This is a genomic window from Pseudomonas sp. FP818, assembly GCF_030687335.1.
In the GTDB taxonomy this organism is placed as follows: Bacteria; Pseudomonadota; Gammaproteobacteria; order Pseudomonadales; family Pseudomonadaceae; genus Aquipseudomonas; species Aquipseudomonas shahriarae.
Genome location: NZ_CP117427.1, coordinates 4,836,329 through 4,861,141, shown reverse-complemented (window position 1 = coordinate 4,861,141; position 24,813 = coordinate 4,836,329). Strand labels below are relative to the sequence as shown.

Here is a 24,813-nt window from a genome sequence, read left to right as displayed (position 1 = left end):
TGATACAGGGTTTGGATGACTGCCGATGCTGCTGGACTGCTGATGCGATAGAACGTCACCAACTCCAATACCAATCGGGCACTCTAAGCCACAATGTTTTACCTATCCGCTGCAAGTTTTCACGCCCCTGTCGAAGCGGGTTCAGTGGAAGCATGCAGATCACCTTTTAGTACCAGCCCTTCGGAGTCTATGACTCGTAATTGGACTGGGATGCCTTGGGCCACGCTTTGTGTAACGGTGCAAAAACTTTCGAATTGGCCAAGGATGCGCGGTAAGTGCTCCAGCTTGGCAGCTGATTTTCCTAACTGCAGTTCAATGTCTATATGGAGTACCCGTAGGCGATTTTCAGCATTGCGTCCGACCTCAGCAGTGGCCTTGCATGAAAGCGGCTCGGCATCCTGCTTGTACTTACGCAGGGCGAACAGCAGACTGTTAGTCAGACAGTTAGCAACCGCACCGAGCAGCAGTTCCACCGGGCTGGGACCAACAGCCTCACCCAGTGGGGGTGGCTCATCCACGGTCAGAGTCGGCGCACCTTCTTCGAAGTGCAGCGTGCAGCGATAGTCATGTTGTTGCTCCAAACGCAAATTCACACGAGTGCTGTCGTTCATGAGTCCAATCCTTCGTTCATTTGACGGTAGGTTCAATCCAGCTCTGCAGCAGCGGACCAGGAAGTGGATCAGTGGGGTGGCCGAGATAAATACCAGCAGAAGAACCATCGCGGCCGGATCTGGCAGTCATGGATTGGCTGAAGGCTTCCAGGGCAGCCGTCAACAGGCGGATAAGTCCTCCGCCCTGATCTACTGAATAGCTTTTACCAGCAAGGCCACTGCAACCACTGCAGATACAATGGCAAACCCTTTTTGTAAGTTTGGCCCCGACAGCTTGGCAGCGACCAAGCGCCCGCAGATCATGCCGGCTAATGCGCCAATGGAAAACGGAATGGCAACTGCCCACTGTAAGTGCCCAGCTGCCGAGCTTGCAGCAACGCCGGAAATTGAAACCAGTGCAATAACGGCTAGAGACGTTGCGAGCACGGACTGCGCTGTCAAATTGGTGTATCGCTGGAGCGCCGGCACCATCACGAAGCCACCGCCCACGCCGAGCAAGCCGGAAAGCCCGCCCGCGACAATCCCAGAAACGGTGAGCGCCCATGCACAGGGTGCAGTCCAGTTCAGCTTTCCGCGATTTGCGTCCAACAGACAAGGCGGTTGTTTGTTCATGGCCGGTGTCTTTGATTCCGCGGAAGAAGGCAATGAGCGTTGAAACACCCGGAACGCTACGTACATCAAGACAAAGGCAAAGATGATCGTCAACGGACGGTTCGGCATGCGCTGCGCCAGCCAAAGGCCAAGCGGAGAACAGACGATCCCCGCACCTGCGATCAAAAGCGCTGCTTTATAGCGGACGGTGCCGTTTTTGAGTCCCATCACGGCACCCAGAGTCGCGGCTAAACCGACAGCCAGTAAACCGATTGGCCCAGCTTCGGCCATGCTCAACCCCACTCCAAACACCAGCAAGGGAACAGCCAGTATTCCTCCGCCAGCGCCGGTCAGCGCCAGAATGACCCCAACAGTAAGCCCGAGCAGTAGGATCACGATCATCTCAGTCTCCTTGCTTTCAGGTCTGGTTTCATAGGTCGGCCAACTCAGGTTTCGCCATCCACTCATGGCCCTTGAGCATTCCCTTCCAATACAGCGGTGGAAGAATCCGTTCCTTGAGCAGCCATGCCAGCCTCGATGGCCGGGTGCCGTCGATTAGCCAGGATGGGAAGCTGGGGGCGACCTTGCCACCATAGGTGAACTCAGCCAGTACGATCTTGCCGCGTTCAACCGTCAGCGGGCAGGAGCCGTAACCGTCGTAATGGGCGCTGCCTTTCGCTTTACCCATTGCAGCCAGCACATTATGGGCAACGACTGGCGCTTGCTTGCGTGCTGCTGCGGCGGTTTTGGCGTTGCTGGAGTTGGCCGCGTCTCCCAGCGCGTGAATATTGACCCAGGTTTTATGGCGCAAAGTGGCAGGGTCGACATCAATCCAGCCAGCCGTGTCAACGAGAGGGCTGACCCGGATGAAGTCCGGCGCAATCTGCGGTGGCACCACATGAAGTAGATCGAAGTCGCGCGTAACAAGATGGGAGCTGCCATCCGAATCGACGCAGTTGAACGTTGCAGTCCGTGCGGGCCCATTCACGCTGGTGAGTGTGTTGCCGAAATTCAGGTCGACACCATAAGCCTTGATGTATGACATCAGTGCGGGCACATAGTCGGGAACTCCGAACAGCACCGCGCCAGCGCTGCAAAACTCGATCTCGATGTTGTCCAATACACCGGTACGTTTCCAATGATCGGCGGAGAGGTACATTGCCTTTTGCGGTGCCCCGGCACATTTGATCGGCATGGGTGGTTGAGTGAAAATGGCTCGCCCACCACGCAGTTGCTGCACCAGTTCCCACGTGTAAGGGGCAAGGTGATACAGGTAGTTTGAAGTCACACCGTTGCGGCCTAGCGTGTCCGACAACCCCTCGATGGCATGCCAGTTAAGCTTCAGGCCAGGGCATACAATCAGCTGCTCGTATTTGACGACTCGGCATCCATCAAGAATGACGGCATTTCTCTCTGGTTCGAATGCGGCGACCGCCGACTTGATCCAGTGCACGCCTCGCGGGATGGTTGTGCCCATCGTGTGGGCAGTTTGGGGTGCATTGAAGACACCACAGCCGACAAGCGTCCAGCCTGGTTGGTAGTAGTGCACATCTGCCGGGTCGATGATGGCAATGTCTAGTCCAGGCTCTCGTGCCAGCAAGCTGGATGCAGTCGCGATACCCGCCGCACCGCCACCGATGATGACCACGGAATGCTCCGCCTCAGAAACTTCGACCGGTGTGCGCCCCTGATTCGCAATTCGGCGAATGACGCCTTTCATATCGAACCCGGCTTTTTTGGCAGTATCGATGATGTGTGGCAGGGATTGTTGGCCGGCTTGTGACAGTGCCCACATCGTTGTCGAGCGCATGCCGGAACGGCAATAGGCCAACACGGGCTTTGGAAGCGTTTCAAGGAGCTTGCCAAAGGCAATACCTTGCTCGTCGGTGACTTTGCCTGATTCAGCAGGAAGGTAGTGCGCCTCAATACCGATCGCCTGGGCGGCTCGTTTGATTTCGGCAAACAACGGTTGATCGCCGCCTTCGCCATCGGGACGGTTACACACAATGGCGCGAAAACCAGCTTCTTTCAGTTCCGCCAATTGGTTGGGGAAAATTTGTTCTGATACCGACAGTCCAGGCACAAGGCAACGAATGTCCATAAAGGTCTCCGTTATGGGTATTTTTCTTATAGGTTTTTCAGGGGAGGCAACGTCAGGCGACGTTGAGTGGGATTTTCAGGTAGCGCGTCCCGTTCGCTTCAGGCTCAGGCAAATGCCCGGCTCGCATGTTGACCTGAACCGATGGCAGGATCAGCGTTGGCATGTCCATCAATGCGTCACGCTTTGTGCGCATCGCCACGAACTCTTCCTCACTGATCCCATTACGCACGTGGACGTTTTGCGTGCGTTGGTCTGCAACAGTACTGACGAACTGCACCTCACGGCCATCTGGCTGGTAGTCGTGGCACATGTACAGCAAGGTATTGGCCGGCAGACTCAGTACCTTGTTGATTGATTGGAACAGCGTACGCGCATCGCCACCGGGAAAATCACAGCGTGCAGTACCGTAGTCCGGCATAAACAAGGTATCGCCGACGAATGCAGCCTTTTCGGTCCCATCGCTGATCACATAAGTCATACAGGCTGGTGTATGGCCCGGTGTATGGAGCGCGTGGCATTGCAGCGTGCCGATGGTGAACAGCTCGTCATTGACGAACAGGTGATCGAACTGGCTTCCATCGCGGGCCATATCACGACCTGTATTGAACAGAGTGCCGAATACCTCTTGCACCGTCGAAATCTGGCTGCCGATCCCTATTTTTCCACCGAGCTTTTCCTTCAGGTATGGCGCGGCCGTCAGGTGGTCTGCGTGGACGTGAGTCTCAAGAATCCAGTCGACCTTCGCATTGAGTTCGTTCACCCTCGCAATCAATTTGTCGGCAGACGTTGTGGCGGTGTGGCCGGATTTAGGGTCGTAGTCAAGTACGCTGTCTACTAAAGCGCAGTGGTTGGTCGCTTCATCCAGCACAAGGTAGCTGACGGTATTGGTGGCAGAATCGAAGAATCCTTCGACGTGAAGTTTTACGCTCATGACCTGTCTCCTTAGGGGGGCTTTTATCGAGCCGCTCACACTAAGGACTGACATAGCAATAAGCCTGCCAAGGTTGTTTCGTGCGAAAAATGGTTTTTATCTTGTTGATTTCAATAGATTTATATTTTTTTTAGGGATTTGTTTTTTATAAGACCCTGAAATTCGCTGCCATTGGCAGTGCCTGTTGACAGAGCTGGCAGTGCCACAACAGGATGGTGGATTCTCAGGAGCCACCATGAAGACCATCCTGCCCGCCCCGGACAACTCACTCCCACACCCGGATCAAGTGCAGTCGCTTGTTTCGTTTCTTGAGCACGAACCCCAGCCGATGATCGTGCTCGATCCGGAGTACAACATCCTGGCCGCCAACACTGCCTATCAGCGGCAGTTTGGCAGCGCTGACAAACCCTTTATCGGTCATAAGTGTTATCAAGTCTCACACCATTACGATGTCCCTTGTGATCAGGCGGGTGAGAATTGTCCGATGAAAAAGGCGCAGGAAATGCGCGGGCCGGATCGTGTTTTGCACATTCACCACACGCCTCGCGGTCCCGAGCATGTCGACGTCGAATTGCGTCCGATCCTAGACGAGCACGGAATAATTACCGCGTATGTTGAGCGTCTCACACTGGTCCGAAGCGCCTCAGCGCGCCCCAGTAACGAAGGGCTGGTGGGCTGTTCACCAGCCTTTAACCTCGCCCTGTCTGAGCTGCAGCGGGTCGCACCATCAATGCTGCCGGTACTGCTGTTAGGCGAGTCCGGTACGGGCAAAGAGTTGTTCGCTCGCGCGGTGCATGAAACCAGCGAGCGGGCCACTGGACCCTTTGTAGTCGTAGATTGCTCAGGATTGACCGAAACGTTGTTTGAGAGCGAGCTGTTCGGCCATGAAAAAGGAGCATTCACCGGTGCCTCCACGCGTAAACCTGGTTTGGTCGAAACGGCCCAGGGCGGCACGTTGTTTCTTGATGAGATTGGCGATGTTCCGCTGGCAATGCAGGTGAAACTGTTGCGCCTGATCGAATCGGGCACCTATCGCCGTGTCGGCAGTGTCGAGACCCTTCACGCCAACTTCAGGTTAATTGCTGCGACCCATAAACCACTGGAAAAAATGATGGAGAGAGGTGAGTTCAGGCAGGACCTGTACTACCGCATCAGCGCCTTTCCAATTCAGTTACCCCCCTTGCGTAACCGAGTTGAAGATATTGGCTTGCTTGTGAATTCATTTCTACAACGTGCCGGTACAGGCAAGCGCCGGCTGACGATAGATGCCGATGCTCTGACACAATTGCAGCGCCTTCCCTGGCCCGGCAATATCCGTGAGTTACGCAATGTTCTAGAAAGAGCCAGTCTGTTCGCTGACGATGGAGTGATCCGCTCCATACATTTACCCCTGCCCAGCGTCGTGATACCTCCTCAGTCCTCGACGTCCACCCCTTTAGGCGGCAGCACGCTGGTACAAGCACTCGCGACTTTTAAAGGTTCCCGCAGTGAGTTGGCCAAGCAAATGGGGATTAGCGAGCGTACGTTGTATAGGCGACTGAAAGAGCAAGGGTTGGCGTAGTCGCTAGCGCTCACACCGCATGACTGCCAATGACTGCCACTCTGGCAGATTGGCAGCGTATTAACCTGCCACGGCATCCTCTGCCTTGACGGACTCACTTCTAACATACTGTTATTAAACAATAAAAATAAAAAAGATCCCCTTGGCATGCCGTGTGCTAACTGCATAGTCATGACCATTTCCGACAAACGACTACGACGCCATCTGCTCACAGCAGTACTGATCAAGCTACTGGTGCTGACAGTGCTGTGGTGGCTGTTCATCCGGGATTCGCACGTCAGCGTCGACTCGAACACTATCGGCGACAGGTTCGGTGTACCCACCTCGACTCAAGGGGCAAGCAAGTGATTTCAGAACAACTGGTGGATTTGTCTCGGCTGCAGTTTGCAGCCACTGCGCTTTACCACTTTCTTTTTGTACCGCTCACGGTTGGCATGGTGTGGCTGCTGGTCATCATGGAAAGCGTTTATGTGATGACCGGTAATGTCATCTGGAAAGACATGACGCGCTTCTGGGGCAAGCTGTTCGGCATCAACTTCGCCCTCGGGGTGACTACGGGTATCACCCTGGAATTTCAGTTCGGCACCAACTGGGCGTATTACTCGCACTACGTCGGCGACATCTTCGGTGCCCCGCTGGCCATCGAGGGTTTGATGGCGTTCTTCCTTGAATCGACCATGATCGGCCTGTTCTTTTTTGGCTGGGATCGCCTGAAAAAAGAGCACCACTTACTGGTCACGTTGCTGATGGCCATTGGTACAAACCTCTCTGCGCTATGGATTTTGATCGCCAATGGATGGATGCAGAATCCGGTGGGCTCGGAGTTCAGCTACATCACCATGCGCATGGAGATGGTTGATTTCTGGGCAGTGGTGTTCAACCCGGTTGCCCAGGCCAAGTTTGTACACACGGTCTCTGCCGGCTATGTCACCGGCTCGATGTTTGTGCTGTCGATTTCAAGTTGGTATTTGCTCAAGAATCGTGATGTCGAGTTTGCCAAGCGCAGCTTCCGGGTGGCGGCCGCCTTCGGTCTGGCATCCGTGTTGAGCGTGATCGTGCTGGGGGATGAGTCGGGTTACACGGTAGGTGAGGCGCAGCAAACCAAACTGGCGGCCATGGAGGCCATGTGGGACACCAAACCGGCACCTGCGAGTTTGACCCTGGTCGCCAGCATCAATGAAGCCGAGTCCAGGAACAACTGGGAGGTTGATATTCCATGGGTGATGGGCTTGATCGGCACTCGCTCGGCCAGCAAGCAAATCCCAGGCATACATGACATTAAAGAAAAAAACCGCGCTCGAATTCTCCGCGGCATTACCGCCGTCAATGCGCTGGAAGCGCTGCGAGCCGACCGCACCGATAAAGCGGCATTCGAAACCTTCGAAGCTTATAAGGCGGACCTGGGCTTTGGTCTGCTGCTCAAAAAATACGTCGAGGACGTCAACCAGGCCACGCCGGACATTATCGACAAAGCAGTGAACGATACCGTCCCGCGCGTAACCCCCATGTTCTGGGCGTTCCGGATCATGGTGGGGCTTGGTTTTGCGATGTTGATGCTCTTCGGGCTTGCCTTCTGGAGCACGTTGAAGTCGACCTGCACGCGCAGCCGCTGGTTACTGCGTTGGGCTCTTTACATGCTGCCTGCGCCATGGGTTGCCTGCGAGTTGGGCTGGTTCGTCGCCGAATATGGTCGTCAGCCATGGACCATCTATGGCGTGCTGCCTACCCACATGAGTGTGTCTACCCTCAGCGTCAACAACCTCTATGGCTCGCTGGCGGGATTCATCGTGTTCTACACCGTGCTGCTGGTGGTTGAAATGTTCCTGATGGTCAAGTTTGCCCGTCAAGGTCCCGGCAGCCTCGGTACAGGTCGTTATGCCCACGACGCCCATTTGAAGGAACTCCACCATGCTTGATTACTTCACCCTGAAAATTATCTGGTGGGCGCTGGTTGGCGTACTGCTGATCGGTTTCGCCATCATGGACGGCCACGACATGGGGGTTGGCACACTCCTGCCTTTTGTCGGCCGCAACGACCTGGAACGACGCGTGGTTATCAACACCGTAGGGCCGCACTGGGATGGCAATCAGGTGTGGTTCATCACTGCCGGCGGCGCCCTGTTCGCGGCGTGGCCAGTGGTGTATGCCACTGCATTCAGCGGGTTCTATTGGGCGATGATCATGGTCCTGTGGGCGCTATTCTTCCGCCCGGTGGGTTTTGACTATCGCAGCAAGATTCAAAACTCCACTTGGCGCAGCACTTGGGATTGGGGCCTTTTTGTCGGAGGCGCGGTGCCGCCCCTGGTGTTCGGGATCGCGTTCGGCAACCTGTTGCAAGGGGTGCCGTTTCATTTCAACGACCTTCTGGTATCGACGTACACCGGCAGTTTTTGGCAACTGCTCAATCCCTTTGCGCTGCTGACCGGGGTTGTGAGTAGCGCAATGATTACCTTGCAGGGCGGTACCTATCTGGCACATCGCACTGAAGGTGTCATCCAGGCCAGGGCGATCAAAGGTGGAGTGGCTGCGGCAATCGTATTGTCGTGCTCGTTTATAGCGGCCGGCATCTGGCTGCAATGGATCGACGGTTATCGCATTACATCGTTGGTTGATACCGCCGGATTGCCCGATATTCTTAACAAGTCCGTGGTGCGCGAAGCGGGCGCCTGGATGGCTAACTATGGTCATTATCCGTTGTTGTGGCTGTTGCCCGTACTGGGATTGGTTGGCGCAGGAGGTGCCGCCATATTGCTGATGATGCGTCGCACACTCTCGGCGTTTGTTGCCTCATCGCTTGCGGTGATCGCAGTCATCAGCACGGCGGGTGTGTCGATGTTTCCATTCATCATGCCGTCATCAACAGTACCTGCGGCAAGTCTCACCGTGTGGGACAGCGTCTCCAGTCATTTAAGCCTAGCCATCATGTTCTGGGCCACGTTGATCTTCATGCCACTGATCGTGATTTACACCTCGTGGGCGTATCGCGTTATGCGGGGCAAGGTCACCGTCGCACACATCAAAGCCAACGAACATTCAGCCTATTAGTGCCAGCAAAGGAGTAAAGACTATGTGGTATTTCGCCTGGATGCTGGGAGTCGGTTTTGCATTGCTACTGGCTATATTGAATGCGATGTGGGGCGAGAACGAGGGCGGCCGAGCCTTGAGTGACAATGAGGAGACGCGGACATGATGCCGCGTGTTGCTAACGCTCCACCATCCTCACAAATTAATTTGCTGAGTTTGCTTATCGCTGTGGCGATCATGCTCGCATGTACGCTGTATCCCCCCATGATGGCAGCCCCCGATGGGAAAGCTGACCATGTGCTGGCTACTGCGTTGTTTGCGGCCATGAGTGTGGCCTTCGTGAGAGGTGTGGGTTTTGTCCCGCGGATGCTCGTCTGGCGTTGGCTTTTCTCAGGCTGGACCTGCTTTGCGGCACTTGCGCTTGCTGGTTGGGCAAAGTTTCTACATTGAGGACCGACGATATGACTGAGCTATTGAGTGACCAATATAAAGAAGGCGCTAGTACTTATCTCCAGTTAGGGGGGGAATCAGGCGTCCGTAAACTCGTCAACCGCTTTTACGAGCTGATGGATACGCTATCTGAAGCGAGAGTGGTGCGCCTGATGCATCCATTGAGCCTCGCCGACAGTGCTGACAGTCTATTTAAGTTCCTCAGCGGCTGGTTTGGCGGCCCGCCGCTGTTCCAACTGGAGCGCGGCCACCCGCGTCTGCGCATGCGACATGCGCCCTTTGCAGTCAGTATTGTTGAGCGCGACGAATGGATGCTGTGCATGCGTCAGGCAATTGATGAACAGGTGAATGACATAGCGCTAAATAGCAAGCTACAACGTATGTTTTCCGAAATGGCCGATCATATGATTAATACTGATGGGCAAAGTGCAGGTATTGCGGCACCCGTCTGAACGTTGCGTCTACTTTCAGCATCCGCACAATCGCAATGCTTTTAATTGGTTTTACCTGCTGCTTGTGAGAGCAGTTTGATAGATGTTCTTCAGTCTGAACTTTCTGATGGTGCGTATCTATGCCCAGATGGTTTTCCAATGCTGACTCACCAAACAGAAGTAATCACCTCACTTAATTGGACTTTTAAAAATATCATGATAAAAACTGCCCATGACCTAGTAACTGAGGCAAAAGCACTGATTGAAGAGGTCTCCATCAAGGACGCAGAGCAGGCTATCCAGGATGCAGATGTGCTTATCGATGTGCGCGAAGCGGACGAGTATGCTGCTGGACACATTTCAGGCGCGATACATGCTTCGCGCGGCATGCTGGAATTTAAACTTACTAACGACAGTGCCCTCAGTTCTCGAGAGCTTAAAGTTGTAGTTTATTGCAAGACAAGTGGCCGTGCCGCACTAGCGGCCGCGTCAATGAAAAATATGGGCTATCTGTATGTCAAGTCGATCATGGGCGGATTTGATGCTTGGATCAGTGAAGAGAAACCAATTGCAGTTCCGCACCTGCCAACCTTTGATTAATATCTTATGTTCAAGTGGATTACGTGTTAGTGATGCAATTCAAGGCAGGGGATCGTTGCGCGTTAATCCTGACAAAGAAATCGAATCGCCAGTGGTTTAGTCTAAGTGATGCCAGTATGTCATAATCAAATTTTTTTACAGTTTTTGACATGTTCCGCCCGCCGCTATACGGGTATCAATGGTCGCTGCAGCAGACTTCGAACTGACTGAGGGAAGTAGGCGCTGTATTTCATGCTCGTTCTATCATTACGCCTGTATGCACCAAGCCAAGGGGCTAATACTGTCCGGTGCCGGAAGGTCAGCAGTGCTCTAGCGACAGTGGCGAGCAAGACCCGTGTTAGTGAAACTCGCTCGCCATTGACGCCACGCTTGGAGCGACGGATTGGGTATCTGACCGCGTTGCAACAAAAGCTTGAGCTTCTGGAGCGTGACCAGCCATTCAGACACCTGAAGTCTCGGCGTCTGTCTGCGGCAGGATTGAATGTGATCTCCGCCCATCCGGCTTACGCGCGGGCCTACCGTTACGACCGGTATGCCCTGCGCTCTGGTATCAGTAGAGCGGTCGGGGAGGAGTCTTTATGGATCAGTCCCACCTAGGAAATCTATGAGCGTTGGTGCTACGTGATGCTTGTGAGCGTGCTCAGGCAACTGTTAGCTCATTTCGAGAAGTGCCGCCGCTTCAAAACCACTGATCGCGTGCTGTGGCGCGCCAGGCATGAGGGGGGGCACGCGTTGTACGCCGTTATGAGAGCCTTGCTCTTGAGATCTGAATCTCGATGTATGGTGATGTAATTGATATAAGGGTGTTTGTCAGGGCCTGACAGGGCAAGGCTCTGCTAGGGTTTAGGTGAGCGTGCCGGTGTTTATCTTTTGTCACAGGTGCGCGGCGGAGCACGGAATTTTTACCGTTTGTCGCGTTCCAAACTCGGCACAGGTCCATTGCCAATGTCCTCTGCATCACAGAATGCAAAAGTAGGAGCTTCCCTCATGTTCACTTCGCGTCGTCTGCTTGTTGTTGCTACCGCGGTAGCCCTATTGTCGGGCTGTGCTTCCCCTAACCCTTACGATGGCAGCCAGGGACAGGCGGACAACGGTTCACAAGGCATGAGCAAAACCGCCAAGTACGGCGGCCTCGGCGCGCTGGCGGGTGCCTTGGCCGGTGCAGCCATTGACCACAACAACCGTGGCAAGGGCGCGCTGATCGGCGCCGCCGTGGCCGGTATCGGCGCTGCCGGTTACGGCTATTACGCTGACCAGCAGGAAAAGAAACTGCGGGAAAGCATGGCCAACACCGGCGTCGAGGTGCAGCGCCAGGGTGACCAGATCAAATTGATCATGCCGGGTAACATCACGTTTGCCACCAACTCCGATGCTATCGCCAGCAGCTTCTACACCCCCTTGAACAACCTGGCCGGGTCGCTCAAGCAGTTCAACCAGAACACCATCCAGATTGTCGGCTATACCGACAGCACCGGCAGCCGCCAGCTCAACATGGACCTGTCCCAACGGCGTGCGCAAAGCGTGGCCAACTACCTGACCTCCCAAGGTGTGAGCCCGACCAACCTGACCACCCGTGGTGCCGGCCCGGATAACCCGATTGCCAGCAACGCTGATGTCAATGGTCGTGCGCAGAACCGTCGTGTCGAGGTCAACCTCGGCCCGATCCCGGGTCAGCAGTACGGCCAGCCTGCGCAGCAACAGCAGCAGAACAACCAGTTCCAGGGCAATCCGTACCAGCAGTACCAGTAACCGCCAGCCAATAAAAAGGGCGCCGTGCAGTCAATGCACGGCGCCCTTTTTATTGGCTGGCGATTACATCAGTCGATGTATTCGAACAGCTTCACAATTTTCTGTACCCCGGACACACCCTGGACCAGGTTGGTGGCGCGGGTGGCTTCCTGCTGGGTCAGCAGGCCCATCAGGTAGACGATGCCGTTGTCAGTCACCACCTTGATCCGCGAGCCGGGGATCGCGCTGTCGGTGAGCATCTGCGCCTTGATCTTGGTGGTCAGCACAGCATCATTGCTGATTGCCAGCAGGGTGATGGGTTGTGCGACCTGCAATTCGTTATGGACTTTCTTGACCCGTTGCACGGTCGAAGCAGCTTGCTCGGCCTGGGTCTTGAGGTCGGCGCGCGGGGTTTGCCCGGCGAGCAGCACGATGCCGTTGAAGCTGGTCACGACGATGCGCGATGCGCCGTTACCCAGGTCGGTGGCGGCCTTGGCGACGTTGACGCCGACCTTGGTCTCGATCAGCGAGTCATCGATCTTGCTGCCAAAGGTGCGCGTGCCGCGGTCGTCCTGGATAGGGGAGTCGCGGGTCGCGGTGATGGCCGAGGTGCAGCCGCTGATAGCGAGGCACAGCGTGATGGCCATAAGGCTGAGGCGGTTAACGGTCATTCTTCACTCCCGAACAGTTGGCTGTCGATCAGATCGCACAGGCAGTGGATCGTCAGCAGATGGACTTCCTGAATACGTGCAGTGACATGGGCCGGGACGCGGATCTCCACGTCTTCGGGCAGCAGCAGTGAAGCCATGCCGCCACCGTCGCGCCCGGTCAATGCTACGACAATCATTTCGCGATCATGTGCGGCCTGGATCGCTTGAATAATGTTTGCCGAGTTGCCGCTGGTGGAAATCGCCAGCAGCACATCGCCCGGTTGGCCGAGGGCACGGATTTGTTTGGAAAAGATTTCGTTGTAGCTGTAGTCGTTGGCGATCGAGGTAATCGTCGACGAATCGGTAGTCAAGGCGATAGCCGGCAGGCTCGGCCGCTCGCGCTCAAAGCGGTTGAGCAGCTCGGAGGAGAAGTGCTGGGCGTCGCCGGCCGAACCGCCGTTGCCGCACGAAAGCATTTTGCCTTCGTTGAGCAGGGCGTTGACCATGACCTGGCTGGCTTGCTCGATGTGCGGTGCAAGTACGTCCATCGCCTGTTGCTTGGTATCGATACTGGCCTGGAAAAGCTGGCGAATTCGGGATTGCATGTCCATCTGTGTGACCTTAAGTAGCGCGGCTGTATGGCACACGAATGTGCAGCCCGCAAAGCAAAGAGCAAAAGTGTGCGGTGAAGATGTCCGATCTGTGCCGGTGGCGCTCAGCCGTCGAAGGCGTTGCGCAGCCAGTTCAGACCAGCGGTTCCGTGGGGGCTGCTTTCTATGGCAACCACATCGAAACGGCAGGGGGAGTCGGCCCAGCGACGTTCACTGAGCAGGAAAAACTGCGCGGCGAGTATCAGCTTTTGACGTTTGCGCTCGTCGATACTGGCGAGCGCACCACCCCATTGTGCGTATTTTCTGTAGCGGACTTCGACAAATACTACTGTATCGCCGTCAAGCATGACCAGATCAAGCTCGCCGCGTTTACACAACCAGTTCTGCGCCAGCAGGCGCAGACCTTGTCGCTGCAAGTGTTCAAGTGCTTGTTGTTCGGCATCCTTGCCGGTTTTTGCGCTGGAGCGTGGGGGCATCAGCGCGGGGTATCGGGCAAGCGTTCGATCTGGCCACTGACAAACTTGGCCCACGGCATCTGGCGTTCGATCCGTTGGCTCGGGCTCATGCCCAGGTTGCCGGAATGGCCGTCGATGCGGGTGTCGGGCAGCGCCTTGAGTTGACCCAGGCGTGGCGCCAGGCGGTAGGCGTCCACACCCATCGCATAGAGGCGGCCCAGGCTGCCATTGGCTTGTGGCCATTGTGTAGCAACCTGATTGCGCAGCGGGTCGGTGGTGTTGAGCAGCCACGGCGTTTCGCAGAACATAATGCCGTTCATGTCGTTGTACTGGTTCTTGTCGCCACTGGCACTGAACACGTGGGAAGTGGCATATACCGGCACATCGCCCGCGTATTGGAAGTTCAGCGTCGGCTTGATCTGTTGGGCCTGTTGCGGTGTCACGGCGAGGAAGATGAACTCGATATCCTGGCGACGCGATGGCTGTGCCGCGATGTCAGTGCCGACTGTGCTTTGCAGGCTCTTGGCGCGGCCTTCGCTCTGGCGCAGCTTGAACAGGTCGGCGATCTGCTGGGCGAGGGCCACAGGCTGGTCGACATGTTCGACACCGATCAGGGTGCCGCCGTTGGCTTCCCAGTCCTGGCGGAAGGCCTTGAGCACACGGTCGCCCCATTCGCCTTTCGGCACCATGGCCGCTGCGCGGTGCAGGCCATCGGCGCGGGCACGGCGCGACACTTCACGGGCTTCGTCCTCGGCAGCCAGGCCGAACTGGAACAGTTGCGCAGGGGCTTGGTCGCCCTCGCTGTAGTTCAGGGCCAGGGTGGTGATGGGCAGTTGCGAGCGGGCGCTGAGTTGCTTGACCAGCGGCTTCTCCAGCGGGCCGATCACCAGTTGCACGCCATCAGCCTGGGCCTTTTTGTAGAACTCATCGATGGAGCTGACGCGCGAGCTGTCATAGAACTCGATGACAGGTGGCTTCTGCCCGGCCTGTTGCGCTTGGTAGTGCGCGGCCATGAAACCTTCGCGCAGGGCCCTGGCCACGCTGGCCAGCGGGCCTTGCTGCGGTAAGAGCAGGGCGATTTTATTCAGCGGCTGGCTGGCCAGTTCCTTGAGCTTGGTCAGCGGCGTCGGCAGTTGCACCGCCGCCGGGTGCGCAGGGTTCTGCACGCGCCAGGTGTCGATGGCGGCTTGCTGCTGCTCCAGGGTGCCGGCGTTCTTCACGGCCTGGGCCAGGCTGATCCAGCCGTCGAGGACCGGATTGCCGCTGGCCTGCAACTGCTCGCCAGGTACGGCGGCAATCAGGCTCCAGATGGCTTCGTGGTTGCTGGCGGCAGCATCGCCCGTCAGCAACGGGGCCATGGCCACGCGTTCGCGGGCGGCGGCCAGGGTCTGGCCGTCGGCTTCATAGGCGCGGGCATGCACGCTGCCAGTGCGGATCTGTTGTTCCGGCGGCAACTCCTTGAGGTTTTGCAGGCTCGGATGGCTCAGCGCGGTCAACGCAGCCTTGGGCTGGTTGCGGCCCATGGCCAGTTCTGCAGTCAAGGTGCTGGCGAAGACCTGGGCGGCCGGCTTGAGGCTGTCCAGCGGCACTTGCGCGAGGATCTGCGCGGAGCGCCCAGGATTGTTCTGGTGGAAGGCCATGTCCGCTGCGCTCAGGCGCAGCAGTGCAGCTTTTTCTGGAGTCTTGGCCGAAGTCGCCTGTTCGAGCAGTTGCTCGATGGTGGCATCCGGGGTCCGTGGGAGTTCGCCAAGGCTTGACGAGGGCGAGCTTGCGCAAGCCGCCAACAGGGCAGCCAGGCAAAGGGCGGAGAACAGCCGCAGGCAAGCGATCATGTAAGTGTTCCTGATACCGATCAAATTAGCGTGGAATTGTACCCAAGCACTGGCCCGGGCGCGATGTTACTGGCGTGAAACCGTCTATTTAGATCGTTTAAATGTTGCAGGGCGTCAGTAACCGCAGCAAACAGACCCGATGGACACGACCCCGTTGGCGCATTTTCTTGACGTCTACGCGCTACAATATGGCTTTTGCCAATCTTTGAGGTGTGCGCTTTGACTGCTCCAGGTCCTTTGAATTCCACTGCTGGCTCGCTTTTTGTGGTGGCGACGCCCATTGGCAACCTGGACGACATCAGCGCACGGGCGCTGAAAGTGTTGCGCGAAGCCAAGTTGATTGCGGCGGAAGACACCCGGCACTCGCTGCGCCTGATGCAGCACTTTGGCATCACCACGCCCCTGGCGGCCTGCCATGAGCATAATGAGCGTGACGAGGGCAGTCGCTTTATTACCCGCCTGCTCGCGGGCGATGACGTGGCGTTGATTTCCGATGCCGGTACGCCATTGATCTCCGACCCTGGTTACCACCTGGTCCGTCAGGCCCGGGCGGCGGGCATCAATATAGTCCCGGTTCCCGGGGCGTGTGCGTTGATTGCCGCCTTGTCAGCCGCGGGCTTGCCGTCCGACCGCTTTATCTTCGAAGGTTTCCTGCCGGCCAAGGCCGTGGGGCGCCGGGCGCGTCTGGAACTGTTAAAGGAAGAGCCGCGCACCCTGATCTTCTACGAGGCGCCGCACCGTATCCTCGAGTGCCTGCAAGATATGGAGCTGGTCTTCGGTGGCGAACGCCTGGCCTTGCTGGCACGGGAGCTGACCAAGACTTTTGAAACCCTCAAGGGCCTGCCGCTGGAAGAGCTGCGCGCGTTTGTCGAGGGTGACAGCAATCAGCAGCGTGGCGAATGCGTCGTGCTGGTCGCGGGCTGGGCCGCGCCAGAGACTGAAGATGCCGTGGGCAGTGAAGCCATGCGCGTGCTGGACCTGCTGCTCAAGGAAATGCCACTCAAGCGCGCCGCAGCCCTGGCCGCAGAAATCACCGGTGTGCGCAAGAACGTGCTGTATCAGGCCGCGCTTGATAAGCAAAAGAGCGAATAGTTCCAGGGTTTAACCTGCACGGCGTCGGAACATGATGGCAATGCTGTCTTTTAATACTTGTTCTAAGGCCGCCGTGCCGTTAACCTTCGCGGCGGAGAGTCGATTGGACAGTCGCTGCCCTCTATGAAAATTAGGGGGGGGAGGAAAGTCCGGGCTCCATAGGGCGAAGTGCCAGGTAATGCCTGGGGGGCGTGAGCCTACGGAAAGTGCCACAGAAAATAACCGCCTAAGCACTTCGGTGCCGGTAAGGGTGAAAAGGTGCGGTAAGAGCGCACCGCGCGACTGGCAACAGTTCGTGGCTAGGTAAACCCCACTTGGAGCAAGACCAAATAGGGTTCCAAGGCGTGGCCCGCGCTGGAACCGGGTAGGTTGCTAAAGATGTCCAGTGATGGCCATCGTAGACGAATGACTGTTCAAGACAGAACCCGGCTTATAGATCGACTCTCCACCTTTTTCCCTCTGCACGAGTCTCGGGCAGAAACCAGGTAGTAGCGCAAGAATCCCTCCCTGCCAAATCATTGGCAGATGCGTCTTCGTAATACCGAAAAAATCTTACTCTTAATAAATTACTTTAAGTTCAAGCTCTAGCTCTTTGAGCTATTTGCGTTTGTTGAGTCAAAAACATCGTCGAACTCTCGTTTCTCCTCCTTTTACGCTCCTAAATCTCCGTTCTGTAAGGCTTTTCCTTTAATCCGCGCCTTGACGGTGTGGTAGGCGCATTCCTATAGTGTGCGCAAGTGGCGGAAAGTGGCACAAAGTGGGTTTTTTGAACGTAAAACGCTAAAATTTGGAGAAACGCACCTGTGTTTCGCGGAGCTAACGCTATCAGTCTCGATGCAAAAGGCCGTCTCGCCATGCCGAGCCGGTATCGTGACGAGCTCATTTCGCGAAGTTCCGGGCAGTTAATCATCACGATTGATGCCGTTGACCCTTGTTTGTGTGTTTACCCCCTCGATGAGTGGGAGTTGATTGAAACCAAGTTGCGCGCTCTGCCTTCGTTGCGTGAAGAAAACCGCCGTTTGCAACGCCTGCTGATTGGTAATGCCGTCGACCTCGAACTCGATGGCAGTGGTCGTTTCCTGGTTCCACCGCGTCTGCGCGAATACGCCAAGCTGGATAAGCGCGCGATGCTGGTAGGCCAACTGAACAAGTTCCAATTGTGGGACGAAGATGCCTGGGATGCTGTGTCTGCAGCTGACCTGGCTGCTATTCAACAACCGGGCGCCATGCCTGATGAACTGCGTGATTTGATCCTGTGACTATTGATAGCGGCTTTAACCACATCACCGTGCTGCTTGACGAAGCCGTCGAGGCTCTCGCCGTGCGCCCTGATGGCTGCTATCTGGATGGCACGTTCGGGCGCGGCGGGCATAGCCGGTTGATCCTCCGCCAGCTTGGCCCGGAGGGCAAACTCCTCGGGTTCGACAAGGATCCCCAGGCGATTGCCACCGGGCAAGCGCTAGCGGCCGAAGACGGCCGCTTTGTCGTTGTGCAGCGCAGCTTTGCCGAGTTGGGCGCGGAAGTCGCCGAGCGGGGCATGGCGGGCAAGGTGGCCGGGGTTTTGCTGGACCTGGGCGTGTCGTCGCCGCAGTTGGACGACCCTGAGCGCGGTTTCAGTTTCATGAATGATGGTCCGCTGGACATGCGCATGGACCCGAGCCGTGGCATCAGCGCCGCGCAGTTCATCGCCACCGCGCCCCACGAAGAAATCACCCGCGTATTCAAGGAATACGGCGAAGAGCGTTTCGCCGGCCGCATGGCCCGTGCCGTGGTAGAGCGCCGGGAAATCCAGCCGTTCGAACGCACCGCCGACCTGGCCGAAGTGCTGAAAGTCGCCAACCCGGCATGGGAGAAGGGCAAGAACCCTGCGACCCGTGCATTCCAGGGCCTGCGCATTCACGTCAACAACGAACTGGGCGACCTGGAGGCTGGCCTCGAGGCTGCCCTGGAGTCCCTGGAAGTGGGCGGTCGTCTGGTGGTGATCAGCTTCCACTCCCTGGAAGACCGCATCGTCAAACTGTTCATGCGTCGTCTGGTCAAGGGCGAAACCGACAACCTGCCGCGCAACCTGCCGGTACGTTTCGAAGCCTTTGTGCCGAAAATCAAAATCCATGGCAAAGCGCAGTTCGCTTCCGAAGCCGAACTCAAGGCCAACCCACGTGCTCGCAGCGCCGTCATGCGTGTTGCGGAGAAGTTGCGGTGAGCAAGCTTTTCGCCAAGCCCCTGCCGGGCGGCAGCTTCTTTATGATGCTGCTGTACGTCGGCGTACTGGTGTCTGCAATTGCGGTGTCCTACAGCGCCCACTGGAACCGTCAGCTGCTCAATAGCCTGTACGGCGAATTGAGTGTGCGCGACAAGGCCCAGGCGGAGTGGGGCCGGTTGATTCTTGAACAAAGCACCTGGACGGCCCATAGCCGCATCGAAGTGCTGGCCTCCGAACAGCTGAAGATGCACATTCCTGGCGCGGCGGAAGTCCGCATGGTGGCGCCATGATGAAACTCGAAGGCGCACTCTACCCGTGGCGCTTCCGCGTCGTGCTGGGCTTGCTCGCGTTGATGGTGGGTGCGATTGTCTGGCGCATCGTCGACCTGCAAGTGGTGGATCGCGACTTCCTGATCGGCCAGGGCGATGCCCGCAGCCTGCGTCATATCCCGATTCCTGCGCACCGCGGGCTGATCACCGACCGTAACGGTGAACCCCTGGCTGTCAGTACACCGGTGACTACGCTGTGGGCCAACGCCAAGGAACTGCAAGGGTTCAAGGACAAATGGACCGAGCTGGCCCACGCCCTCGGCCAGGATCCCAAGGCCCTTAAAGAGCGTCTTGAAGCCCAGGCCAGCAAAGAATTCATCTATCTGGTTCGCGGCCTGACCCCGGAACAGGGTCAAGGCGTGCTCGACCTGAAAATCCCCGGTGTCTACGGCATCGAGGAATTTCGGCGTTTCTACCCGGCCGGCGAGACCACTGCCCACATGGTCGGCTTCACCGACATTGATGACCATGGCCGCGAAGGGGTGGAGCTGGCCTACGACGAGTGGCTGGCCGGGGTTCCCGGCAAGCGGCAGGTCATCAAGGATCGGCGCGGCAGACTGATCAAGGATGTCCAGGTCACCAAAAACGCCAAGGCCGGTAAGCCCTTGGCGTTGTCGATTGACTTGCGCCTGCAGTACCTGGCCAACCGCGAGCTGCGCAATGCGATCATCGAGAACGGCGCCAAGGCCGGCAGTCTGGTGATCATGGACGTGAAGACCGGCGAGATCCTCGCCATGGTCAACCAGCCGACCTACAACCCGAACAACCGTCGCAACCTGCAACCGGCGATGATGCGCAATCGCGCGATGATCGACGTGTTCGAGCCGGGTTCGACCATGAAAGCCATCTCCATGAGTGCGGCCCTGGAATCCGGGCGCTGGAAGCCGACCGACAAGGTCGAGGTCTATCCGGGCACCCTGCAGTTGGGCAAATACACCATTCGCGACGTGTCCCGCAGCGAAGGCCCGGTGCTGGACCTGACCGGCATCCTGATCAACTCCAGTAACGTCGGCATGAGTAAAATCGCCTTTGATATCGGCGGCGAAAACATCTACCACCTGGCGCAGAGGATCGGCCTGGGCCAGCCTACCGGCCTGGACTTCCCGGGCGAGCGCGTCGGCAACCTGCCCAACTACCGTGAGTGGCGCAAGGCCGAGACCGCGACCCTGTCCTATGGCTATGGCCTGTCGGTGACCGCGATCCAACTGGCCCACGCCTTTTCCGTGCTGGCCAACAATGGCCGCATGACGCCGTTGAGCCTGATCCACCTGGACGAAGCGCCGAAATCCGAACAGGTCATCCCGGAAAACGTCGCCAAGACCATGCAGACCATGCTGCAACAAGTGATCGAGGCGCCACGCGGCGTGTTCCGTGCCCAGGTCCCGGCCTATCACGTGGCCGGCAAGTCCGGTACCGCACGGAAGACGTCGGTGGGCACCAAGGGCTATGCCGAAAACTCCTACCGCTCGCTGTTCGCTGGCTTCGGCCCGATGAGCGATCCGCGTTACGCCATCGTCGTGGTCATTGATGAGCCGAGCAAAGCCGGCTACTTCGGTGGCCTGGTCTCGGCCCCCGTATTCAGCAAAGTCATGTCCGGCACCCTGCGTTTGATGAACATCACGCCGGACAACCTGCCGCCGACCCAACAAGCCAACGCCGGACCACCGGTCGCTGCTGTAAAAGCCAATGGAGGGCGCGGCTGATGTCTCTTAGCCTGAACAAGATTTTCGCCCACGCTGGCCGCGATCTGTTGATTCGCGAACTGAGTCTGGACAGCCGTAACGTACGTGCTGGCGACCTGTTCCTGGCTGTGCCGGGCGGCAAGTTCGATGGTCGTGCCCATATCGCCGACGCCCTGCAGCGCGGCGCGGCGGCGGTGGCCTACGAAGTCGAAGGCGCCACTGTATTACCGATTACCGATGTGCCGTTGATTCCGGTCAAGGGCCTGGCGGCGCAGTTGTCGGATATCGCCGGGCGTTTTTATGGCGACCCGAGCCGCCAGCTCAACCTGATTGGCGTCACCGGCACCAACGGCAAGACCAGTGTCACCCAGTTGGTGGCCCAGGCGCTGGATCTGCTGGGCCAGCACTGCGGCATCGTTGGCACCCTGGGCACCGGTTTCTATGGCGCGCTGCAAAGCGGACTGCATACCACACCGAACCCGATTGCCGTGCAGGCGACCCTGGCCGACTTGAAAAAGGCCGGGGCCAAGGCCGTGGCCATGGAAGTGTCGTCCCATGGCCTGGACCAGGGCCGGGTCACCGCCCTGGCGTTCGACGTGGCAGTGATGACCAACCTGTCCCGCGACCACCTGGACTACCACGGCAGCATGGAGGCGTACGCCGCCGCCAAGGCCAAGCTGTTCGGCTGGACCGATCTGAAGTGCCGCGTCGTGAACCTCGATGATGCATTCGGGCGCCAACTGGCCGCAGAAAAAAGCGAAGCGCGCCTGATCAGCTACAGCCTGGAAGACTCCAGCGCCTACCTGTATTGCCGCGAAGCCCAGTTCAATGATGAAGGTGTACTCGCGACGCTGGTCACGCCCCAGGGCGAGCACCACTTGCGCAGTGCCTTGCTCGGTCGCTTTAACCTGAGCAACGTCCTCGCGGCCATCGGCGCCTTGCTGGGCCTGGATTACGCCCTGGACGAAATCCTGCGTGTATTGCCCAAGCTTGAAGGCCCGGCCGGGCGTATGCAGCGCCTGGGGGGCGGGACGCAGCCGCTGGTGGTGGTCGATTATGCCCACACCCCGGATGCCCTGGAAAAAGTTCTCGAAGCCCTGCGCCCTCACGCCAAGGGCAAGTTGCTGTGCCTGTTCGGCTGCGGCGGCGACCGCGATCGCGGCAAACGCCCGCTGATGGCCGAGATCGTCGAGCGCCTGGCCGATGGTGTGCTGGTGACTGACGACAACCCGCGCAGCGAAGCGCCAAGCCAGATTTTCGATGATATCCGCGCAGGCTTCCAAGACGCCTCTCGGGTGAGCTTCGTCGCCGGTCGCGGCGCGGCCATTGCCCAATTGATCGCCAGCGCCAGCGCTGACGATGTGGTGGTCCTGGCCGGTAAAGGCCATGAGGACTACCAGGAAATCAACGGCGAACGCCATGCCTTCTCCGATCTGGTCGAGGCCGATCGCGCCTTGACCGCGTGGGAGGTGGCCCATGCTTAAGGCCATGCAGTTCAGCGAACTGACTCAGGCCTTGTCGGCCCGTGTGTTGTCGAGCGATTGCAGCTTCGACGGCGTCAGTATCGACAGTCGCAACATCAAGCCGGGGCAACTGTTTGTCGCCCTGGCCGGCCCGCGCTTCGACGGGCATGACTATTTGAATGAGGTGGCCGCCAAAGGCGCGGTCGGTGCCTTGGTGCAGCGTGAAGTCACTGACGCGACACTGCCGCAGTTGCTGGTGGCCGACACCCGTCTGGCCCTGGGTCAATTGGGCGCGTTGAACCGCGCGGCGTTCACCAATCCGGTGGCGGCGATCACCGGCTCCAGTGGCAAAACCACGGTCAAGGAACTGCTTGCCGGTATCCTGCGCACGCGCGGGCCGGTGCTGGCGACCCGTGGCAACCTGAACAACGATTTCGGCGCACCGCTGACCCTGCTTGAACTGGCGCCGGAACATACCGCCGCCGTGATCGAGCTGGGCGCGTCGCGCATTGGCGAAATTGCCTACACCGTAGCCATGACCCGGCCGCACGTCGCCATTATCAACAACGCGGGCACTGCCCACGTTGGCGAGTTTGGTGGCCCCGAGAAGATCGTCCAGGCCAAGGGTGAAATCCTTGAGGGACTGGACGCTTCCGGTACCGCAGTCCTGAACCTCGATGACAAGGCCTTCGAAACCTGGCGTGTACGTGCCGCCGGGCGCAAGGTCTTGAGCTTCGCCGTGCACAACGCCGCGGCGGACTTCCATGCCTCGAACATCACGCTCGATGCCCGTGGCTGCCCGGCCTTCACCCTGCACAGCCCGCAAGGTGATGAGCACGTGCAATTGAACCTGCTGGGCAACCACAACGTTGCCAACGCCCTGGCCGCCGCCGCCGCTGCCTACGCCCTGGGCGTGTCGCTGTTCGGCATTGCTACCGGCCTGGGCGCAGTGCAACCGGTCAAGGGGCGCACCGTGGCGCAACTGGCGAGCAACGGCATGCGCGTGATTGATGACACTTACAACGCCAACCAGTCCTCGATCTGCGCGGCCATTGACCTGCTCAAAGGCTTTGACGGTCGCAAGGTGCTGGTGCTGGGTGATATCGCCGAGCTGGGCGACTGGGCCGAACAGTCCCACCGCGAAGTGGGTGCCTACGCCAGTGGCAAGGTCGACGCCTTCTACGCCGTCGGCCCGAACATGGCCCACGCCGTCGCCGCGTTTGGTTTGGGCGCGCGGCACTTCGCGAGCCAGGCCGAGTTGATCCAGGCGCTGGGCGTAGCCGAACAAGACAAACACACAACCATTTTGATCAAGGGATCGCGCAGCGCGGTGATGGAAAACGTCGTCGCGGCCTTGTGTGGCTCAAGTACGGAGAAACATTAATGCTGCTGCTGCTGGCTGAGTATCTGCAACAGTTCCACAAAGGCTTCGCGGTCTTTCAGTACCTGACCCTGCGCGGGATCCTGGGTGTGCTGACCGCGCTGTGTTTGTCGCTGTTTCTGGGGCCATGGATGATCCGTACTCTGCAAAACCTGCAGATCGGCCAGTCCGTGCGCAATGACGGCCCGCAGTCGCACTTGTCCAAGTCCGGCACACCGACCATGGGCGGCGCGTTGATCCTGTCGTCCATCGGCATCAGCACCTTGCTCTGGGCCGACCTGGCCAACCGCTATGTCTGGGTGGTGTTGCTGGTGACCCTGCTGTTCGGCGCCATCGGCTGGGTCGATGACTACCGCAAGGTAATCGAGAAGAACTCCAAGGGGCTGCCAAGCCGCTGGAAGTATTTCTGGCAATCGGTGTTCGGCCTGGGCGCGGCGATCTTCCTTTATATGACTGCGCCAAGCGCGGTGGAAACCACGCTGATTTTCCCGATGCTCAAGGATGCCAGCATCCCGTTGGGCATTGGCTTCGTGGTGTTGACCTATTTCGTGATCGTCGGCTCCAGCAACGCGGTCAACCTGACCGATGGCCTCGACGGCCTGGCGATCATGCCGACGGTGATGGTGGGCGGCGCCCTGGGCATCTTCTGCTACCTGTCGGGTAACGTGAAATTCGCTGAATACCTGCTGATCCCGTATGTACCGGGCGCGGGTGAATTGATTGTGTTCTGCGGCGCGCTGATCGGTGCCGGACTGGGCTTCCTGTGGTTCAACACCTATCCGGCCCAAGTGTTCATGGGCGACGTCGGCGCCCTGGCGCTGGGCGCTGCCCTGGGCACCATTGCCGTGATCGTGCGCCAGGAAATCGTCCTGTTCATCATGGGCGGCGTGTTCGTGATGGAGACCCTGTCGGTGGTGATCCAGGTTGCATCTTTCAAGTTGACCGGTCGCCGCGTGTTTCGCATGGCGCCGATTCATCACCACTTTGAACTCAAGGGCTGGCCGGAGCCACGGGTGATTGTCCGTTTCTGGATCATCACCGTGATTCTTGTGCTGGTTGGCCTTGCCACCCTGAAACTGAGGTAGAA

Annotated in this window: 25 protein-coding genes and 1 other RNA gene; 18 read left to right on the top strand and 8 right to left on the bottom strand. The window is 58.2% G+C overall.

Annotated features, from left to right (window positions below; genetic code table 11):
* Positions 1–119: 119 nt before the first annotated feature.
* From PSH80_RS22015 to PSH80_RS22000, 4 genes are all read right to left on the bottom strand, one after another.
* On the bottom strand, positions 120–611 hold the full coding sequence (locus PSH80_RS22015; protein ID WP_057958485.1) for an OsmC family protein: 492 nt from the start codon (positions 609–611) through the stop codon (positions 120–122).
* A gap of 189 nt (positions 612–800) precedes the next feature.
* Positions 801–1,604 carry a sulfite exporter TauE/SafE family protein gene (locus tag PSH80_RS22010; RefSeq protein ID WP_057958486.1) on the bottom strand — a complete coding sequence of 268 codons (804 nt, stop codon included), beginning with the start codon at positions 1,602–1,604 and terminating at the stop codon, positions 801–803.
* 28 nt (positions 1,605–1,632) lie between these two features.
* Complete coding sequence (locus PSH80_RS22005; protein ID WP_305418304.1) at positions 1,633–3,303, bottom strand: bifunctional protein tyrosine phosphatase family protein/NAD(P)/FAD-dependent oxidoreductase; 1,671 nt, start codon at positions 3,301–3,303, stop codon at positions 1,633–1,635.
* A 52-nt stretch (positions 3,304–3,355) separates the two neighbouring features.
* Entirely contained in the window at positions 3,356–4,234 is an 879-nt protein-coding gene (locus tag PSH80_RS22000) for an MBL fold metallo-hydrolase (protein ID WP_305418302.1), read from the bottom strand.
* A gap of 235 nt (positions 4,235–4,469) precedes the next feature.
* Between PSH80_RS22000 and PSH80_RS21995 the strand changes: the two genes are divergently transcribed.
* The 9 genes from PSH80_RS21995 (at position 4,470) to PSH80_RS21960 (ending at position 12,049) form a co-directional block, all read left to right on the top strand.
* A complete protein-coding gene (locus tag PSH80_RS21995; RefSeq protein ID WP_057958489.1) occupies positions 4,470–5,795 on the top strand; it encodes a sigma-54-dependent Fis family transcriptional regulator in 1,326 nt (441 codons plus the stop codon).
* Positions 5,796–5,942: 147 nt separating this feature from the next.
* Positions 5,943–6,143 (top strand): cytochrome oxidase putative small subunit CydP, encoded by a 201-nt coding sequence (cydP, locus tag PSH80_RS27475; protein WP_057958490.1) that lies wholly within the window; start codon positions 5,943–5,945, stop codon positions 6,141–6,143.
* Positions 6,140–7,711 (top strand): cytochrome ubiquinol oxidase subunit I, encoded by a 1,572-nt coding sequence (locus PSH80_RS21990; protein WP_186625280.1) that lies wholly within the window; start codon positions 6,140–6,142, stop codon positions 7,709–7,711. Before cydP ends, PSH80_RS21990 begins: the two co-directional genes overlap by 4 nt.
* Positions 7,704–8,840, top strand: coding sequence for a cytochrome d ubiquinol oxidase subunit II (cydB, locus tag PSH80_RS21985; protein WP_057958492.1), 1,137 nt, complete (start codon positions 7,704–7,706; stop codon positions 8,838–8,840). The genes PSH80_RS21990 and cydB overlap by 8 nt, the downstream gene beginning before the upstream one ends.
* 22 nt (positions 8,841–8,862) lie before the next feature.
* Positions 8,863–8,985, top strand: a complete 123-nt coding sequence (cydX, locus tag PSH80_RS21980; protein ID WP_081044185.1) for a cytochrome bd-I oxidase subunit CydX — start codon at positions 8,863–8,865, stop codon at positions 8,983–8,985.
* Positions 8,982–9,269: a cyd operon YbgE family protein gene (locus PSH80_RS21975; RefSeq protein WP_057958493.1), complete on the top strand. Its 288-nt coding sequence runs from the start codon at positions 8,982–8,984 to the stop codon at positions 9,267–9,269. Before cydX ends, PSH80_RS21975 begins: the two co-directional genes overlap by 4 nt.
* Before the next feature lie 11 nt (positions 9,270–9,280).
* The gene (locus PSH80_RS21970) at positions 9,281–9,721 is read left to right on the top strand and encodes a group II truncated hemoglobin (RefSeq protein WP_057958494.1); all 441 of its coding nucleotides are present in this window, start codon (positions 9,281–9,283) and stop codon (positions 9,719–9,721) included.
* A gap of 198 nt (positions 9,722–9,919) precedes the next feature.
* The gene (locus PSH80_RS21965) at positions 9,920–10,300 is read left to right on the top strand and encodes a rhodanese-like domain-containing protein (protein WP_057958592.1); all 381 of its coding nucleotides are present in this window, start codon (positions 9,920–9,922) and stop codon (positions 10,298–10,300) included.
* A 987-nt stretch (positions 10,301–11,287) separates the two neighbouring features.
* Entirely contained in the window at positions 11,288–12,049 is a 762-nt protein-coding gene (locus PSH80_RS21960; RefSeq protein WP_029297808.1) for an OmpA family protein, read from the top strand.
* Between the two features lie 68 nt (positions 12,050–12,117).
* On the opposite strand, the gene PSH80_RS21955 is transcribed toward PSH80_RS21960, so the two are convergent.
* From PSH80_RS21955 to PSH80_RS21940, 4 genes are all read right to left on the bottom strand, one after another.
* The gene (locus tag PSH80_RS21955; protein ID WP_057958495.1) at positions 12,118–12,699 is read right to left on the bottom strand and encodes a BON domain-containing protein; all 582 of its coding nucleotides are present in this window, start codon (positions 12,697–12,699) and stop codon (positions 12,118–12,120) included.
* Positions 12,696–13,289, bottom strand: a complete 594-nt coding sequence (locus PSH80_RS21950; protein ID WP_057438165.1) for a phosphoheptose isomerase — start codon at positions 13,287–13,289, stop codon at positions 12,696–12,698. The genes PSH80_RS21955 and PSH80_RS21950 overlap by 4 nt, the downstream gene beginning before the upstream one ends.
* A 104-nt stretch (positions 13,290–13,393) precedes the next feature.
* Positions 13,394–13,765: a YraN family protein gene (locus PSH80_RS21945; protein WP_081044186.1), complete on the bottom strand. Its 372-nt coding sequence runs from the start codon at positions 13,763–13,765 to the stop codon at positions 13,394–13,396.
* Complete coding sequence (locus PSH80_RS21940) at positions 13,765–15,576, bottom strand: penicillin-binding protein activator (protein ID WP_120734129.1); 1,812 nt, start codon at positions 15,574–15,576, stop codon at positions 13,765–13,767. Before PSH80_RS21940 ends, PSH80_RS21945 begins: the two co-directional genes overlap by 1 nt.
* Before the next feature lie 219 nt (positions 15,577–15,795).
* On the opposite strand from PSH80_RS21940, the gene rsmI reads away from it, so the two are divergent.
* The 9 genes from rsmI to mraY all read left to right on the top strand — a co-directional run bounded on the left by rsmI (position 15,796) and on the right by mraY (position 24,811).
* Positions 15,796–16,668 (top strand): 16S rRNA (cytidine(1402)-2'-O)-methyltransferase, encoded by an 873-nt coding sequence (rsmI, locus tag PSH80_RS21935; RefSeq protein ID WP_057958498.1) that lies wholly within the window; start codon positions 15,796–15,798, stop codon positions 16,666–16,668.
* 95 nt (positions 16,669–16,763) lie between these two features.
* Positions 16,764–17,117: RNase P RNA component class A (gene rnpB / locus PSH80_RS21930), an RNA gene on the top strand.
* A 354-nt stretch (positions 17,118–17,471) separates the two neighbouring features.
* Positions 17,472–17,927, top strand: coding sequence for a division/cell wall cluster transcriptional repressor MraZ (mraZ, locus tag PSH80_RS21925; protein WP_003171868.1), 456 nt, complete (start codon positions 17,472–17,474; stop codon positions 17,925–17,927).
* Positions 17,924–18,871, top strand: a complete 948-nt coding sequence (gene rsmH, locus PSH80_RS21920; RefSeq protein WP_057958499.1) for a 16S rRNA (cytosine(1402)-N(4))-methyltransferase RsmH — start codon at positions 17,924–17,926, stop codon at positions 18,869–18,871. The genes mraZ and rsmH overlap by 4 nt, the downstream gene beginning before the upstream one ends.
* The gene (gene ftsL / locus PSH80_RS21915) at positions 18,868–19,161 is read left to right on the top strand and encodes a cell division protein FtsL (RefSeq protein WP_057438173.1); all 294 of its coding nucleotides are present in this window, start codon (positions 18,868–18,870) and stop codon (positions 19,159–19,161) included. The genes rsmH and ftsL overlap by 4 nt, the downstream gene beginning before the upstream one ends.
* The gene (locus PSH80_RS21910; RefSeq protein ID WP_162947807.1) at positions 19,161–20,903 is read left to right on the top strand and encodes a penicillin-binding protein 2; all 1,743 of its coding nucleotides are present in this window, start codon (positions 19,161–19,163) and stop codon (positions 20,901–20,903) included. Before ftsL ends, PSH80_RS21910 begins: the two co-directional genes overlap by 1 nt.
* Positions 20,903–22,366: a UDP-N-acetylmuramoyl-L-alanyl-D-glutamate--2,6-diaminopimelate ligase gene (locus PSH80_RS21905; RefSeq protein ID WP_057438177.1), complete on the top strand. Its 1,464-nt coding sequence runs from the start codon at positions 20,903–20,905 to the stop codon at positions 22,364–22,366. Before PSH80_RS21910 ends, PSH80_RS21905 begins: the two co-directional genes overlap by 1 nt.
* Entirely contained in the window at positions 22,359–23,729 is a 1,371-nt protein-coding gene (gene murF / locus PSH80_RS21900) for a UDP-N-acetylmuramoyl-tripeptide--D-alanyl-D-alanine ligase (protein ID WP_120734128.1), read from the top strand. Before PSH80_RS21905 ends, murF begins: the two co-directional genes overlap by 8 nt.
* Entirely contained in the window at positions 23,729–24,811 is a 1,083-nt protein-coding gene (gene mraY, locus PSH80_RS21895; protein ID WP_029297824.1) for a phospho-N-acetylmuramoyl-pentapeptide-transferase, read from the top strand. The genes murF and mraY overlap by 1 nt, the downstream gene beginning before the upstream one ends.
* Positions 24,812–24,813 lie beyond the last annotated feature (2 nt).